Origin of the sequence: Arthrobacter sp. AOP36-A1-22 (assembly GCF_052377615.1) — a bacterium.
Lineage (GTDB): Bacteria > Actinomycetota > Actinomycetes > Actinomycetales > Micrococcaceae > Arthrobacter_H.
Window position 1 is genome coordinate 89,104 of sequence record NZ_JBQSWX010000002.1, and the last position, 14,828, is coordinate 103,931.

Below are 14,828 nucleotides of genomic sequence, written 5' to 3' on the forward strand. Positions count from 1 at the left end.
CACGCGGCAGGCCCGGACACCCCGTCCGCGCCTGCCGCGCGGGGTGCCCGTGTTCGTGGGCTGCCTGCTGGTGTTGGCCGTCGTCGTCCTGGCGAGCCTGACCCTCGGCTCCAAGCCCACCACCCTGACCCAGGTCTTCGATGCCCTCGGCGGTCATGCAGATCCCTATCTGGCCGCCGTGTTCGACGCCCGCTACCAACGCACCCTGCTCGGCGTCGCCGTCGGTGCCGCCCTGGCCGTGGCCGGGACCCTGATGCAAAGCGCCACCCGCAACCCGCTGGCCGACCCCGGCCTGCTGGGCATCAACGCCGGCGCCGCAGCGGCCATGGTCACCTGCACGGCACTCTTCGGCCTGACGTTGGGATCCCCCGCGGCGGTCTGGGTGGCCCTGGTCGGGGCCGGGATGGCAGCGATAGTCGTCTACGTCGTGGGCACCGCGGGATCCAGCAACGCCAATCTGGTGCGACTGATCCTGGCCGGTGCCGTCGTGACCGCGGTACTCACCGCCTACGTCCAGGGGATCGCGCTCAGTCTGCCCCAGACCTTCGACAACTACCGTTTCTGGGTCGTCGGCTCCCTGCACCATGGCGCCTACGCCCAGCTCTTTTCCGTCCTGCCGTTCCTGCTGCTGGGTCTCGTCATGGCGTTCGCCGTCGCCGGAGGAATGAACGCACTGGCCCTGGGGAACGACGCCGCCACCGGACTCGGCGTCCATACGGGGCTCATCCGGGCCGGAGGGCTCGGGGCCGCGACCCTGATGAGTGCCGCCGCCACCGCCGCCGTCGGGCCGATCGCCTTCATCGGGTTGGCCGTACCGCATATCGTCAGGGCCCTGGTCGGACTGGACATGCGCCGCCAACTCATCGGATCCCTCCTGGTCGGGCCCGCCGTGCTGCTCGCCGCCGACGTCATCGGCAGGGTGTTGCTGCGCCCGCAGGAACTCATGGTCGGCGTCGTCACCGCTTTCGTCGGGGCCCCGGTCCTGCTGCTGGTGGTCAGGAAACTCGGGGACCGCTCATGAGTGATCTGACTACGCGCCCGGTATCCCGGGGGGACGACGAAGAGACCACTCCCGGATCCGCGCAGGAACCGGCAGCCCGGCCACCACGGCACCGGGAACCAGAGCCAAGGCCTGCGGCGGTCGGACCCGTCCTGCGGCTGGGCCACCACGTCGCACTGCCGGTGTCCCGACGCCCGCTGGCCGTCGGGTTCCTGCTGGTGGCCGCAGTGCTGGCTGCAGGATTTGCAACCTTGACGATGGGCGGACTCGGGATCGAGCCGTCCAGACTCCTCGGGGCCCTTTTCGGCGGGGCCGAGGACGCCAAGCAGGCCTTCGTCTTGGGAACATTACGCGGCCCGCGTCTGGTCGTGGCCATCGGGGCCGGGGTGGCGTTGGGCCTCTCGGGGGCCCTGTTCCAATCGGTGACCCGCAACCCGTTGGGCAGCCCCGACGTCATCGGTGTCAGCGCCGGGGCCGGTGCGGGCGCGGCCCTATTCGGCCTGCTGCTGCCCGGTGCTGCCTCGATTCCGGTGGGCTCGGTGCTTGGTGCTGCTGCCGCTGTAGGACTCGTCGCCCTGGGCACCGGAACCGGATTCGGGAATCCACTGCGCATGATCCTGGCCGGCATCGGGGTCTCGGCGATGGCCGCCGCCTTCACCCACTATGTCGTCTATCTGGTCGCCCGTGACCAGGCGACCATGCTCTCGGCCTACCTGAACGGAAGCCTCGAAGCGCGATCCTGGGAGCACGCAGCCATCGTCGGAATCGTGCTGGCCGTCTGTGCGATTCCCTTGGCGTTGTTGAGTGTCCCGCTGGCCTTGAGCGAAATGGGGGACGACGTCGCCCAGGGGCTCGGTTCCCCGGCGGTGAGTACCCGCCGTCGTGCCGTCCTGCTCAGTGTCATCCTCGCCGGCGGGGCGGTCGCCGTCGCCGGTCCAATCGCCTTCATCGCCCTGACCGCCCCGCATATAGCACGACGCCTCGCCGCCAGCGGGCGACCCCAATTGCTGCTCTCCGGGCTGACCGGCGCCGTGCTCCTGGTGGCCGCCGACCTCGTCGCCCAACAAGCCCCCTGGGCGAAGGCGTTGCCCGTCGGGATCCTGACCCTGGCCATCGGCGGGGTCTATCTGGGACTCCTGCTCGTCCACGAATTCAGAAAGGGGCAGACATGAGCCGCCCACCCGCCGAAACCGGCCACCGCGGTCCGCTCCTCTGCGCCGAAGCCATCCGTCTGGGCTACGGGAACCGCACCATCGTGGAGAACCTGGACCTGGACATCCACGCCGGGGACTTCAAGGTCATCGTGGGCCCGAACGGTTGCGGCAAGTCCACCCTGCTCAAGGCCTTCGCCCGCGTCAACCGGCCCGCCGCCGGAAGGATCACCCTGGACGGGGAACCGGTGGCCCGCCTGCGCGGGCGGACCATGGCCCGCCGGGTGTCGTTGCTGCCCCAGGGCGCCGTGGCCCCGGAGGGGATCACCGTCGGGGAGCTCGTGGCCCGCGGACGCCACCCCCATCACACGCTGCTGCGTCAATGGTCCCCGGCCGACGACGTGGCCATCTCCGCGGCCCTGGAACGCACCAGGCTCCTCGGATCGGAGCAGACGCCCGTGGCCTCCCTTTCCGGGGGCCAACGCCAGCGGGCCTGGTTGGCGATGGTGCTGGCCCAGGACACCGACATCATCCTGCTCGACGAGCCGACGACGTTTTTGGACATCGCCCACCAATACGACCTCCTGGAGCTGTTCGCCGAGCTCAACCGGGAAGGCCGGACGATCGTGGCCGTGTTGCACGATCTGAACCAGGCGGCACGCTTCGCCTCGGATCTGGTGGTGATGAAGGAGGGGGCGATCCGGGCGCACGGAACACCACGGTCGATCCTGACCTCGGAACTGGTGCATGGGATCTTCGGCCTGGGGGCCGAGATCATGGACGACCCGCAAGCGGGCACCCCCATGGTCGTCCCCCACCTCCGTGCCGGCGTGGGGGATGACTAGGAACTACCGCCCCAGGTGGTCCACCAGCTCAGCGGCAATCCCGTTGTAGGTCCCCGGGGTCAGCTCCTTCAAACGGGCCGACGCCTGTTCGCTCAACCCCAGGCTCGACACGAATTCCTTCATCCGGGTCGCGTCCACCCGGTGTCCGCGGGTGAGCTCCTTGAGCCGTTCGTACGGGTTCTCCATGCCGGGGACCCCGGCGATGGCCTCGGCCCGCATGACCATCTGGATCGCCTCGCCCAACACTTCCCAGTTGTGTTCCAGGTCGTCGGCCAGGACCTCCTCGGCCACGTCGAGGCGTTCCAGCCCCTTGGCCACATTGGAGATGGACAGCAGGGAGTGGCCGAAGGCGGTGCCGATGTTGCGCTGCGAGGAGGAGTCGGTGAGGTCGCGCTGCCAGCGGCTGGTCACCAAGGTCGCGCCGAGGGTGTCCAGCAGGCCGTTGGAGATCTCCAGGTTGGCCTCGGCGTTCTCGAAGCGGATCGGGTTGACCTTATGCGGCATCGTGGAGGACCCGGTGGCCCCGGCCACGGGGACCTGGGCGAAGTAGCCGATGGAGATGTAGCTCCACACATCGGTGCAGAAGTTGTGCAGGATCCGGTTGTAGCGGGCGACGTCGGCGTAGAGCTCGGCCTGCCAGTCGTGGGATTCGATCTGGGTGGTCAGCGGGTTCCAGTCCAGGCCGAGGCCTTCGACGAACGTGCGGGAGACCTCCTGCCAGTCGGTGTCGGGGACCGAAGCGTAATGGGCGGCGTAGGTGCCGGTGGCGCCGTTGATCTTGCCCAGGTACTCGGTGCGTTCGATCCGGTCCAGCTGGCGGGTCAGCCGCCAGGCGGTGACGGCGAGCTCCTTGCCCAGTGTCGTCGGCGTGGCCGGCTGGCCATGCGTGCGCGAGAGCATCGGCACGGTGCGGGTGGTCTCGGCCATGGCGCCGATCTGCCCCACCAGGGCCCGGGCTGCGGGGAGCCACACCTGCGTGACCGCGTCCTTCACCCCGACCGCGTAGGAGAGGTTGTTGATGTCCTCGCTGGTGCACCCGAAGTGCACCAGCGGGGTCAGATCCTCGATGCCGATCCCCGGCAGGCGGCGGTTGATGTAGTACTCCACGGCCTTGACGTCGTGGACGGTGATGGCCTCGATCTCGGCGAGTTCGGAGACCGAGTCGATATCGAAGTCGGTGACGATCCGCCGCAAGGCCGTGATCTGCTCGGAGGTCAGTGGGGAGACGCCCGGAAGCGCTGACCGCGAGGTCAGGTGGATCAGCCATTCGACCTCGACGTGGACCCGGTTTCGGTTCAGGGCCGCCTCGGAAAGGTGATCGACCAGCGGGGCCACGGCCGGACGGTACCGTCCGTCGAGGGCGCCAAGGGCCAGCGGTTCGGATGCAAGGGAGGTGCGCGCGGATTCAGCCATGGGGCCCATTGTTTCATGAGCCGCGCCCGGGGCGGGACCGGATGACCTCTCCCGCGGCGGGCCGGGCGCGCGGATATCCACAAGAACGACGGCGGGGCCTGTGCCGGTCCGGTGCTTCTCCTACCGTGGGGGTATCCGCGGCGACATGGAGACCTCGGACGGGGTCCGGAGGCGGGAGGGGTGCTGGTGGATCGTGAGGTGATGGAAACCAGGACGCGTCTGGCGCTGGGGGAGGTCTCCGAAGCCAGGGGGCAGTTGTTGGCCGCCTTGAACGTGGACTGGCGGTCCCCGGCCGGGATGGCCTACCGCCGCCGGCTCGAGTCATGCCTGGGCCAGCTCGAGGCCCTGCCGCGCGAATTGGAGGACGCCTTGGTGGCCTTCGCCAGTGAACGGGCCTCCGCGCTGGCCGGTGCCCCGTGAGCCATTCCAGCTCGGGGGGTTCTCCCAGCGCCGACTTCCAACTCGACGAATTCGAACGCGCCGCGGCACGGCTGGCCCGGGCCGGCGAGTGTCTGATCGCGGCCCGGATGCTGATCACCACCGCTCTGGCCGATGCCGGGCCCCCGGTCGCCGTCGAGGGGCGGTTCCTCCCCTCCGCGGCCGAGGCGTATCTACGCTCGGGGAACCAACTGGCGATCGGGGTCGGCGACACCGTGGAAGAGTGCCGGGCCGGGCTCGATGCCAGCCGGGCAATCTATGAGCAGGCTGAACGCAGGGCGGCCTTGAAGGCCTATGAGCAACGCTCCGCCGTGCTACCTGCCGCCGTGCAGGACCGGTTCTCCTCCAATCATGGCCATCCGGATACGCAGACCACCGAGGACCTGATCAATGCGGCTCCCGGTTACGGACTTCCCTGGTTGCTGCTCGGTGGCCGGCCCGCCTCGGATCCCTCGATGGCGGCCGCGTCCTCGGTGGTCGCCCGCCTGCTGGGGGATCGGGATCATGGGGGCCCCTTCCGCAGCGGGGTGGCCGAACGGATGGCCACCGGGCTCTCCGGGCTGGCCGCCGTGCGATGGATCTTCAATGTGCGGACCATTCGCCTCGGGGCCGTGTCGACGGCGGCACCGGAGGCCTTCGAGGGCACGGTGCCGGACCTGATGGATCTCCAACGCCGGGCGGAGGCGCAGGTCTCGGGGGAGGGGGCGGTGCTGGTCACCACCACCCGGACAGCGCGCGGGCCCGTTCATGTCCTGACGATCCCGGGGACCCAACCGGCCCGGCAGGGGCGGTACTGGGCCTCGAGGAATCCCTTCGACGAATCAGGCATCGTGGAGGGGACCGGGATGGGCAGCAGGCAGGTGGCCCAGGCCGCGGCCGAGGCGCTGGACGCGTCCGGGGCCCGCCCGGGGGACCGGCTGGTCATCACCGGATACAGCCAAGGGGGGATCCATGCGGCGAACCTGGCCGTGGATGAGGACCTGGCGGCCCGGTACGACGTCGAATACGTCGTCACCACCGGATCGCCCGTCGGCAGCACGGTGCTGCCCGAGGGCACCCGCGGGCTGCACCTGGAGCATGTCGATGACATGGTGCCGGGCCTGGATGGCCGGCCCAACCCCGAGAGCAGCAACCAGGTCACCGTGCACTTCGAGGGGTATGCCCCGGATACCGATCTGCAAGCCGGTGGGTTCGGGGCCGCGCACCAGCTGGGCAACTACACGCAGCTTTCAGGGGAACTGGCCACCAGCGACGACCCCGGCGTCGTGGAGGCCCGTACTGCCCTGGGGACCCTGTTCGCCGGCGCCACCACGGCCACCGTGACCACGGTCAAGCTCCGTCGCGTGCCGTCGACCGGGCCACGCAAGGCCCGGATCAAACCGGTCCCCCGCCCGCCGGGGCGCCCCAGGCATCGGGCCTTGGACAGCACCCCGCCGCATTAGAGGCGGCGTGGGTTCCTAGCGGTCGTGGCGGTCCGGGACGACCCAACCAATCAGTGCCGAGACGATGCTGATGATGAGCGAGCCCAGGACCGCATCCCAGAAGAACGTGTCCACATGCAGGCCGATGGGGGTGTAGCTGCTCAACCAGGAGGTCAGCAGCAGCATGGCCGCGTTGATGACGATCGCGAACAGCCCCAGGGTCAGGCAGGTGATGGGTACCGAGAGGAAGCTGATGATCGGGCGGACCACGGCGTTGACGATCCCGAAGATCAGGCCGATGAACAGGTAGGCCACCACGGTGCCCGCACTGTCGTTCCCCGTGGCTTGGCTCGCGGCCGAGGAGCCGACGGAGATCCCCGGGATGATCCAGGCGGCGGCAGCGAGGGCCACGGCGTTGACGATGACTCTGACGATGAAGCGCAGCATCCTGCCATCTTTCCATACCGCCACCCGGAGGACCGGTGTTTCGGGGCCGGTGGATCGGCGAGCCATGCCGGGGTCCGGGCGGCGGGGGAGGCCGTGGCGACGCTAGGGTAGAGACATGAGCAATAAGAACCCCGCCACCCCCGTCAAGGTGCAACCACGTCCGGTGCTGGATCTGCTTCCGAAGTATGCCGCGGGCAAACCTCCGACCGCCGTCTCCGGCCTCACCTCTTATAAGATGTCCTCCAACGAGAACCCGCTGGGTCCCGTCCCGGCAGTCATGGAGGCCATCCGCGAGGGTGTGGACTACAACAGGTACCCGGACCCGCTGGCAACGAAGCTACGCGAATCACTGGCCGGATACCTCGACGTTCCCGCCGAAGACATCGTCACCGGCGCCGGCAGCCTCGGCGCGCTGACCCAGATCCTGCAGACCTTTGCCGGCCAGAACGACGATGACGTCGCCGATGAGGTCATCTACGCCTGGCGCTCCTTCGAGGCCTACCCGATCGTGGTCCAGACCACCGGCGCGGATGCCGTGGAGATCCCGAACCTGCCCGACGGGCGTCATGACCTCGACGCCATGGCGGCAGCCGTGAATGCCCAGACCTCCGTCGTGATGCTCTGCACCCCCAACAACCCCACCGGCCCGGCGCTGACGACCGCCGAGGTGGAGAAGTTCATCAACTCGGTCCCGGCAAACGTGCTCATCGTCATCGATGAGGCCTATAACGAGTTCGTCCGCCTCGAGGACGCCGTCGACGGCATCGAGATGTACCGGAAGTACCCGAACGTCGTGGTCCTGCGAACCTTCTCCAAGGCCCACTCGCTGGCCAACCTGCGCGTCGGCTACTCCATCTCGCATCCGTCCATCACGCAGTACCTGCGCGTCATCGCCACCCCGTTCGCGGTATCCAGTCTGGCCGAGAAGGCGGCGGTCGCCTCGATCGAGAACATCGACCAGGTTGTCGAAAGGGTACAACACCTGGTCGACGAACGGACCCGTGTCGTGGAGGGTCTGCGGGCCATCGGCTGGGAGGTCCCCGACCCCCAGGGCAACTTCATCTGGCTCGACTTCGGGGCCGATACCCCCGATTTCGCCCGGGTTGCCGACGAGCAGGCACTGTCCGTGCGGGCCTTCGGTGTCGAGGGCCTGCGGGTGAGCATCGGCGAGGAGGAGGCCAATACGCGTTTCCTCGAGGTTTGTAGCAAGTATCCAAAACGACCCGCCGTTTCCTAGCCGGTAGCCGGTTCCGGCCACGGGCCCACGGGCCAGTAGGCTGGAGTGGTATTTCCGTTATATGCCTCCTGCGGAACCTATGCCGCGGGAGGCATATTTCTAAGTGAAGGGTACCCACGCGCATGACCTCAACCGCCCAGGCGGCCGCGGCACCGGAGCTGATCCAGTTGCTGACGCCGGATGGAGAACTCGTCACCGACAGCGAGTATTCGCCCTATCTGGCGGATGTGGATGCCGATGCGCTCCGCGGCTTCTACCGCGATATGGCGCTGACCCGCCGGTTCGACGAGGAAGCCACCGCCTTGCAGAGGCAGGGGCAACTGGCGCTCTGGGTGCCGTTGCGTGGCCAGGAAGCCGCGCAGATCGGTTCCGGCCGGGCCACCGAAGCCCGCGACTACCTCTTCCCGACCTATCGCGAGCATGGCGTCGCGCTGACCCGCGACGTCGATTTCCCGCAGATGCTCCGCGTCTTCCGCGGCATCTCCAACGGTGGATGGGATCCGCGGGAGAACAACTTCCACATGTACACGATGGTGCTGGCCGCCCAGATGCCCCATGCCGTCGGCTATGCGATGGGCATCCAACGCGACCAGGCCGACTGGGACGAGGAGCGTCTGGCGCAGGAGGGTACCGCCGTCGTCGCGTACTTCGGTGATGGTGCCTCCTCCGAGGGCGATACCCACGAATCGATGGTCTTCGCCGCGAGCAACCAGTCCCCGGTGGTCTTCTTCTGCCAGAACAACCAGTGGGCCATCTCGGTCCCCTTCGAGGTCCAGTCCCGGGTGCCGCTGGCCGCGCGGGCCGCCGGGTACGGCTTCCCGGGCATCCACGTGGACGGCAACGACGTCCTGGCCGTGCATGCGGTCACCCGGTGGGCCCTCGAGCACGCCCGTGGCGGCGGGGGACCGGTGCTGATCGAAGCGCAGACCTACCGACGCAGCGCCCACACCACGGCCGACGACCCCACGAAATACCGCACGACGGACGAAGAGGAATCCTGGGATCTCAAGGACCCGCTGGCCCGGCTGGAGAAGTACCTGCGCGCCGCGGAACTGGTCGACGAGGACTTCTTCGCCCGGCTTTCGGCGGACGGGGATGAGATGGCTGCCCGGGTCCGCCGGGAGGCCATGGACTTCCCGGACCCGACCCTGGCCCAGTCCTTCGCCAACGTCTACGCCGAAGCGCACCCGCTGGTCCGCGAGGAACTGGAATTCCATCGCCGCTACGAGGCGGGCTTCACCGATGCCGACCCGGCAGCAACCCCCGGATCCGGAGGTCCCCGATGACCAGGATGACCATGGCCAAGGCCCTGTCCACCGGCCTGCGCCGCGTGCTGGAGGAGAACCCCAAATCCTTGCTGATCGGTGAGGACATCGGCCGGCTCGGCGGGGTGTATCGGGTCACCGAGGGGCTCATGGCCGATTTCGGGACCTCACGCGTCATCGATTCCCCGTTGGCCGAATCCGGGATCATCGGCACCTCGATCGGCATGAGCCTGCGCGGCTACAAGCCGATCGCCGAAATCCAATTCGACGGCTTCGTCTTCCCCGGGTTCAACCAGATCACGACCCAGCTGGCCAAGATGCGCGCCCGCTCCGAGGGCCGTTTCGGCGCCCCCGTGGTCATCCGGATCCCCTACGGCGGTGGCATCGGATCCATCGAACACCATTCGGAATCACCCGAGGCACTCTTCGCCCATACCGCGGGCCTGCGCATCATCACCCCGTCGAACCCCCACGACGCCTACTGGATGATCCAGCAAGCGGCAGCATGCCAGGACCCGGTCATCTTCTTCGAACCCAAACGCCGCTATTGGCTCAAGGGCGAGGTCGATACCGAGAATCCGGCGCAGGATGCCTTCAGCGCCCAGGTCATCCGTGAGGGGACCGACGCCACGATCGTCACCTATGGTCCGTTGGTCCCGGTGGCCCTGGCTGCCGCCGAGGCAGCCACGGAGGACGGGCGCAGCATCGAGGTGGTGGACCTGCGCTCGATCAGTCCGATCGATTTCGACACCATCACCGATTCGGTCCGCAAGACCGGCCGGCTCATCGTCACCCATGAAGCCCCCACGTTCGGAGGCATCGGCGGCGAGATCGCCGCCCGGGTCTCGGAGCGGGCCTTCCTTTCGCTGGAGGCCCCCGTGATCCGCGTGGGCGGATTCCACATGCCCTACCCCGTGGCCAAGGTCGAGGACCAGTACCTGCCGGATATCGACAAGCTGCTCGATGCCGTGGATCGTTCGTTCGAGTACTAGATGCCCGGGACCCCGAACAGCATGCGCCCAAGGAGCCACCCATGAGTACCTTCAACCTGCCCGATGTCGGCGAAGGCCTGACCGAGGCCGATATCGCCTCTTGGAAGGTCAAGACCGGCGACCATGTGGAGATCAACCAGGTCTTCGTGGAGATCGAGACCGCCAAGTCCCTGGTCGAACTGCCCAGCCCGTATGCCGGGGTGGTCACCGAACTGCACGCCGCCGAAGGACAGGTCGTGGAAGTCGGCCAGCCGCTGTTCTCCGTCGACGAAATCGGGCAACAGCCCGGCGCCCCGGCCGAGCCGGAAGCCACGGCCGCCCCGGCGCCCACTGACGGCGCTGCCCCGCCGCCGGCCCCGACCCCCGGGGAGGTGGCCGAGGCGTCCGTCGAGGAGCAGGCCCCAGGCCCGCTGGTCGGCTCGGGCCCGAAGTCGGATCCCGTCCGCCGGCGCCCCCGCACCCGTCCCGGTGCCTCCGCGACCCCGCCGGGCGCCGCGGCCCGCCCCGCACCTGCCCCCGCGGGAACACCGGTGGCCGAAGCCGCCACGAAGCCTGCTCCGACCCCGGGGCCCCCGGCGCCCGAGCGGGTGCTGGCCAAGCCGCCGGTCCGCAAGATCGCCAAGGACCTGGGCATCGAACTCTCCGATGTCCGCGGAACCGGTACGCACGGGCAGATCACCCGCGAGGACCTGACCAACCACCGGCCCACCGGTGGGGCCACGGCGCAGCGGATCACCCGTGAACCGGTGCGCGGGGTGCGCAAGGCCACCGCCAAGGCCATGGTCGACTCCGTGTCCGCCGCTCCGCATGTGAGCATCTTCGTCGATGTCGACGCCACCCGGACGATGGAGTTCATCCAGCGTCTGAAGAAGTCCCGCGACTTCGAAGGCATCAAGGTCTCCCCGCTGCTGATCCTCACCAAGGCGGTCATCTGGGCCGCGGCGCGGAACCCGGGCGTCAACGCCAGCTGGGTGGATACCGGGCAGGGCGCCGAAATCCACGTCAAGCACTTCGTGAACCTCGGGATCGCAGCCGCGACCCCGCGGGGCCTGGTGGTCCCGAACCTCAAGGACGCCCAGGATCTGAGCCTGAAGGAACTGGCGATGGCCCTGAACGAGCTGACCACCACCGCCAGGGAAGGGCGGACCCGGCCCGAGGACATGCGCGAGGGCACGCTGACGGTGACCAACATCGGGGTCCTGGGCGTCGACACCGGGACCCCCATCATCAATCCCGGCGAAGTCTCGATCATCGCCTTCGGCACCATCCGGCAGAAGCCGTGGGTGGTCGACGGGGACGTCGTCCCCCGCTGGATCACCACCTTGGGTGGTAGCTTCGACCATCGGGTGGTCGACGGCGATCTATCGGCCCGCTTCCTGGCCGACATCGCCGCGATCATGGAAGAGCCGGCACTGCTGCTCGATTAGCCGCATCCGCCGGGGATGTCGGATTTCACCGAAGGACCAGGGGAGAGGAACCCATCGTGAGAACCCGGACGCCACCACCAGGGCCCGCCGAAAACGTGGTGCTGCTCGACGCCGACCACCAGGAGATCGACAGCGCTGACAAGGCGGAAGTACATACCGGGACGACGCCGCTGCACCTGGCCTTCTCCTGCCATGTCTTCGACGCCGAAGGGCGCGTCCTGGTCACCCGCAGGTCCCTGGCCAAGAAGGCCTGGCCTGGGGTGTGGACGAATTCCGTCTGCGGGCATCCCGCACCGGGTGAACCCCGCGAGGATGCCGTGCACCGTCGGGCCGGGTTCGAGCTCGGGATGGAGCTGGGTGCCGTCGAGATGGTCCTGCCGGAGTTCGCCTACCGGGCCGAGGATGCCTCGGGGGTGGTGGAGAACGAGTTCTGCCCGGTGTATTTCGCCCGGGCCGCCTCCGGGGTCGACCCCCGGCCCAGCGAAGTCGCCGAACACCACTGGGTGGCTCCGCAGGACCTGGTCGCCGCGGTCCGCGCCACCCCCTGGGCCTTCAGTCCGTGGCTGGTGTTGCAGCTGGAGCAGCTGGACTCCCGGGAGATCCCCTACCGGGGTCCCGGTCCGGAACCCACCCGATGAGGGACGAAGGACCGTCGATGCCCGAGGCCACGCACGAGCCCGCCCTGCACGGTGATGCGGCCACCGTGGTGCTGTTGCGCGATGCGCCCCGCGGACTGGAGGTGCTGTTGCTGGAACGGCCCTCCCACCGCGGTTCCTTCGCCGGGGCCTGGGTCTTTCCCGGAGGCCACGTCGATCCGGAGGACCGGGACGAGGTCCCGCGGGATTGCCCCGATCCGCCCGCCGGGGCCGCCCGGTGTGCCGGCGTACGCGAAACCCGGGAGGAGACCGGGATGGTGATCGCCCAGGAGGATCTGGCCGCCCTGTCCATCTGGACCCCGCCGCCCAGCGTGCCGAAACGGCTGCTCACCTGGTTCTTCCTGGCGGCGGTGGACACAGAGGCCACCGGGCCGCTCCGGCTCAGTCCCGAGGAGCATGTCGATCACGCGTGGCTGACCCCGGCCGAGGCCCTGGAACGCCACGCCGGCGGGTCCATGGAACTGGTCCCGCCCACCTGGATGACGCTGAACTGGTTGAGCGGCCACCGGAGCGCGGCAGCGGCGGTGGCCGCCGCACGGGCCAGTGAACCGGCGGACTTCAAAAGCGTCGGGGCCCGCAACGACGAGGGCCACCCGATCGTGGCCTGGGCCGGCGACGAGGCCTACGACCTGGACGGGCACCCCGGACCCCCGGGGGCCCGGAACCGGATCACCCTCGATGTCCGGCCGTGGTTCCACGAACAGTCCGCAGGGCAGCGGTAACGAACCGGGGGCCTGGAGGCCCACGGAGGGATCAGGCGGCGTCGATGGCCCGGTTCAACACGACCGCCAGACGCTTGACGCCCTCGTGGATCTTCTCCGGGTCGATGGCGCTGAAGGCCAGTCGCAACCGGTTGTTCGGCTCGTCCCCGGGGGTGAAGGCCGCCCCGGGGATGAAGACGACGCCGTCGTCGATGGCCTCGGCGAGCAGCGGGTAGGTGTCGATCCCCTCCGGGAGGGTGACCCAGATGAAGAAGCCCCCGGTCGGCGTGGTCCAGTGGACCCCTTCCGGCATGAGTTCCTCGAGGGCGGAGAGCATGGCCGTGCAACGCTCGGCATACAGTCCGCGGTAGGCGGAGATCTGGCCGCGCCAGTCATGCCCGTCGAGGTAGCTGGTGATCAGCATCTGGTTCAGGGTCGGTGGGCAGAGCACCACCGCCTCGCTGGCCAGGTAGAACCTGCGGGTCAGGTGCTCGGGCAGCAACGCCCAGCCGATGCGCAGGCCGGGGGCCAGGATCTTGGAGAACGAGCCCATGTAGATCACGTCGTCCGGGTTGTCCGCCCGCAGCGTCGGGTAGGGCTCGCCGTCGAACTTCAGCAGCCCGTAGGGGTTGTCCTCGAGGACGAGGATGTTGGCCTCGCGGCAGATGTCGACGACTTCCTGACGGCGTGCGGCGGCCAGCGAGATGCCCGAGGGGTTGTTGAAGTTGGGGATCGTGTAGAGGAACTTGATCCGCTTACCGGTGGCCGTGACCTCGGCGATGCGTTCACGCAGGGCCTCGGGAACCAGCCCGTCCTCGTCCATGGCGACCGATTCGACCTGGATCTGGTGGGCCTCGAAGGTGTTCAGGGCCCCGACGTAGGTGGGGTCCTCGCACAGCACGACGTCGCCGGGGTCGCAGAAGACCTTGCAGGCTACGTCCTGGGCCGATTGTGAGCCGGCGGTGACCACGATGTTCTCGGGGTCGACGTCGGTGATGCCCTCCTCGGCCATGACCTCGCAGATGTGTTGGCGCAGCTCGATGGTGCCCTTGCCACCACCGTATTGTAGGGCAGTCAGCCCCTCCTGGGCGATGAGCTGGTGGGCCATCGTCCCGATCTTCTCCAAGGGAAGCGACGAGAGGTAGGGGTTTCCCCCGGCCAGCGAGACCAGCCCCGGGCGCAGCGAGATGTCGAAGACGTCCCGGACGGCGGATTGCTTGATGTTGGCGGCGCGTTCGGAGAACAGGCTCTCGTGTCGGGTCGAGGCCTCGGCCCGCTCAAGGGCAAGCTCCGATTCGGTGGGCAACGATTCGCGGTCCTGGGCGGTGGGGTTCTCTGCTGTGTTCACCCTCACATCGTAACAACATGGGTTCACCATGAGGCAACAGTTGTTACCGAGGAGATGTTTATTCGGGGGTCTCGCCGCCCCCTTGATCCGCGGGCGGGGCCTCCACCCGCCGGGAGGCCACCCAGGCCGTGATGTCCGCGGGCTTGATCCTGCGGTGGCTGCCGCGGTACTCGACCGGGATGGTCCCCGCATCGGTGAGGTTGCGCATGTAGGTGTTGGACACCCCGGCCAGCCGGGCCGCCTGGGAAGTGTTCAGCCATCGCTCGGCGGTGCTGAGCACGACCGCTTCCCCGTCGGCCAGGCGGCCGAGCAGATCCAAGACGGCTCCGGCCGCCGCCGACGGCAGGCGCAGTGCCGTGCCGTTGACGAACACCGTCGCATCGGCGGACTCCCCCAACGCCCGGGCCAGCCGGGCGGCGTCGGGTCCCGCCAGCGCCTCATGCTGGGTGGTTCTGGTCAAGGCAGTCATCTCCTGTGGCATGAGACC

General features: G+C 68.6%; 15 protein-coding genes. 11 read left to right on the forward strand and 4 right to left on the reverse strand.

The window, feature by feature from the left end:
* Positions 1-49 precede the first annotated feature (49 nt).
* Genes ACT3S2_RS01730 through ACT3S2_RS01740 form a run of 3 tightly spaced genes read left to right on the forward strand, consistent with a single transcriptional unit; the run spans position 50 to position 2,996 of the window.
* Complete coding sequence (locus ACT3S2_RS01730) at positions 50-1,021, forward strand: FecCD family ABC transporter permease (protein ID WP_444555651.1); 972 nt, start codon at positions 50-52, stop codon at positions 1,019-1,021.
* The gene (locus tag ACT3S2_RS01735; RefSeq protein WP_444555650.1) at positions 1,018-2,172 is read left to right on the forward strand and encodes a FecCD family ABC transporter permease; all 1,155 of its coding nucleotides are present in this window, start codon (positions 1,018-1,020) and stop codon (positions 2,170-2,172) included. The genes ACT3S2_RS01730 and ACT3S2_RS01735 overlap by 4 nt, the downstream gene beginning before the upstream one ends.
* Positions 2,169-2,996: an ABC transporter ATP-binding protein gene (locus ACT3S2_RS01740; RefSeq protein ID WP_444555649.1), complete on the forward strand. Its 828-nt coding sequence runs from the start codon at positions 2,169-2,171 to the stop codon at positions 2,994-2,996. The genes ACT3S2_RS01735 and ACT3S2_RS01740 overlap by 4 nt, the downstream gene beginning before the upstream one ends.
* 3 nt (positions 2,997-2,999) lie before the next feature.
* Here the strand turns inward: ACT3S2_RS01740 and purB are convergent, their stop codons facing one another.
* Positions 3,000-4,409, reverse strand: a complete 1,410-nt coding sequence (gene purB / locus ACT3S2_RS01745; protein WP_444555648.1) for an adenylosuccinate lyase — start codon at positions 4,407-4,409, stop codon at positions 3,000-3,002.
* A 201-nt stretch (positions 4,410-4,610) separates the two neighbouring features.
* On the opposite strand from purB, the gene ACT3S2_RS01750 reads away from it, so the two are divergent.
* Positions 4,611-4,829 carry a hypothetical protein gene (locus ACT3S2_RS01750; RefSeq protein WP_444555647.1) on the forward strand — a complete coding sequence of 73 codons (219 nt, stop codon included), beginning with the start codon at positions 4,611-4,613 and terminating at the stop codon, positions 4,827-4,829.
* A complete protein-coding gene (locus tag ACT3S2_RS01755) occupies positions 4,826-6,289 on the forward strand; it encodes a hypothetical protein (RefSeq protein ID WP_444561123.1) in 1,464 nt (487 codons plus the stop codon). Before ACT3S2_RS01750 ends, ACT3S2_RS01755 begins: the two co-directional genes overlap by 4 nt.
* Positions 6,290-6,304: 15 nt before the next feature.
* Here ACT3S2_RS01755 and ACT3S2_RS01760 read toward each other — a convergent pair whose 3' ends face one another.
* The gene (locus ACT3S2_RS01760) at positions 6,305-6,715 is read right to left on the reverse strand and encodes a phage holin family protein (RefSeq protein WP_444561157.1); all 411 of its coding nucleotides are present in this window, start codon (positions 6,713-6,715) and stop codon (positions 6,305-6,307) included.
* Positions 6,716-6,830: 115 nt separating this feature from the next.
* Between ACT3S2_RS01760 and ACT3S2_RS01765 the strand changes: the two genes are divergently transcribed.
* The 6 genes from ACT3S2_RS01765 (at position 6,831) to ACT3S2_RS01790 (ending at position 13,014) form a co-directional block, all read left to right on the forward strand.
* Positions 6,831-7,952, forward strand: a complete 1,122-nt coding sequence (locus tag ACT3S2_RS01765) for a histidinol-phosphate transaminase (protein WP_444555644.1) — start codon at positions 6,831-6,833, stop codon at positions 7,950-7,952.
* 122 nt (positions 7,953-8,074) lie between these two features.
* Complete coding sequence (pdhA, locus tag ACT3S2_RS01770; RefSeq protein ID WP_444555643.1) at positions 8,075-9,238, forward strand: pyruvate dehydrogenase (acetyl-transferring) E1 component subunit alpha; 1,164 nt, start codon at positions 8,075-8,077, stop codon at positions 9,236-9,238.
* Positions 9,235-10,209, forward strand: coding sequence for an alpha-ketoacid dehydrogenase subunit beta (locus ACT3S2_RS01775; RefSeq protein WP_444561124.1), 975 nt, complete (start codon positions 9,235-9,237; stop codon positions 10,207-10,209). The genes pdhA and ACT3S2_RS01775 overlap by 4 nt, the downstream gene beginning before the upstream one ends.
* 41 nt (positions 10,210-10,250) lie before the next feature.
* Positions 10,251-11,636 carry a dihydrolipoamide acetyltransferase family protein gene (locus ACT3S2_RS01780; RefSeq protein ID WP_444561125.1) on the forward strand — a complete coding sequence of 462 codons (1,386 nt, stop codon included), beginning with the start codon at positions 10,251-10,253 and terminating at the stop codon, positions 11,634-11,636.
* A gap of 56 nt (positions 11,637-11,692) precedes the next feature.
* Positions 11,693-12,274, forward strand: coding sequence for an isopentenyl-diphosphate Delta-isomerase (gene idi / locus ACT3S2_RS01785; RefSeq protein WP_444561126.1), 582 nt, complete (start codon positions 11,693-11,695; stop codon positions 12,272-12,274).
* A gap of 17 nt (positions 12,275-12,291) precedes the next feature.
* Positions 12,292-13,014, forward strand: a complete 723-nt coding sequence (locus ACT3S2_RS01790) for an NUDIX hydrolase (RefSeq protein ID WP_444553914.1) — start codon at positions 12,292-12,294, stop codon at positions 13,012-13,014.
* 31 nt (positions 13,015-13,045) lie between these two features.
* On the opposite strand, the gene ACT3S2_RS01795 is transcribed toward ACT3S2_RS01790, so the two are convergent.
* Both ACT3S2_RS01795 and ACT3S2_RS01800 read right to left on the reverse strand, forming a co-directional pair.
* Positions 13,046-14,341: an aminotransferase-like domain-containing protein gene (locus ACT3S2_RS01795; RefSeq protein WP_444553913.1), complete on the reverse strand. Its 1,296-nt coding sequence runs from the start codon at positions 14,339-14,341 to the stop codon at positions 13,046-13,048.
* Positions 14,342-14,399: 58 nt separating this feature from the next.
* Entirely contained in the window at positions 14,400-14,810 is a 411-nt protein-coding gene (locus ACT3S2_RS01800) for a helix-turn-helix domain-containing protein (RefSeq protein ID WP_444553922.1), read from the reverse strand.
* Between the last annotated feature and the right edge of the window lie 18 nt (positions 14,811-14,828).

Bases quoted from the DNA above. Each gene is read 5' to 3' on its own strand.
- ACT3S2_RS01800 (WP_444553922.1), bottom strand. From the start codon at position 14,810: ATGACTGCCTTGACCAGAACCACCCAGCATGAGGCGCTGGCGGGACCC.
- ACT3S2_RS01780 (WP_444561125.1), top strand. From the start codon at position 10,251: ATGAGTACCTTCAACCTGCCCGATGTCGGCGAAGGCCTGACCGAGGCC.
- ACT3S2_RS01760 (WP_444561157.1), bottom strand. From the start codon at position 6,715: ATGCTGCGCTTCATCGTCAGAGTCATCGTCAACGCCGTGGCCCTCGCT.
- ACT3S2_RS01750 (WP_444555647.1), top strand. From the start codon at position 4,611: ATGGAAACCAGGACGCGTCTGGCGCTGGGGGAGGTCTCCGAAGCCAGG.
- pdhA (WP_444555643.1), top strand. From the start codon at position 8,075: ATGACCTCAACCGCCCAGGCGGCCGCGGCACCGGAGCTGATCCAGTTG.
- ACT3S2_RS01775 (WP_444561124.1), top strand. From the start codon at position 9,235: ATGACCAGGATGACCATGGCCAAGGCCCTGTCCACCGGCCTGCGCCGC.
- ACT3S2_RS01735 (WP_444555650.1), top strand. From the start codon at position 1,018: ATGAGTGATCTGACTACGCGCCCGGTATCCCGGGGGGACGACGAAGAG.
- ACT3S2_RS01740 (WP_444555649.1), top strand. From the start codon at position 2,169: ATGAGCCGCCCACCCGCCGAAACCGGCCACCGCGGTCCGCTCCTCTGC.
- purB (WP_444555648.1), bottom strand. From the start codon at position 4,409: ATGGCTGAATCCGCGCGCACCTCCCTTGCATCCGAACCGCTGGCCCTT.
- ACT3S2_RS01790 (WP_444553914.1), top strand. From the start codon at position 12,292: ATGCCCGAGGCCACGCACGAGCCCGCCCTGCACGGTGATGCGGCCACC.
- ACT3S2_RS01765 (WP_444555644.1), top strand. From the start codon at position 6,831: ATGAGCAATAAGAACCCCGCCACCCCCGTCAAGGTGCAACCACGTCCG.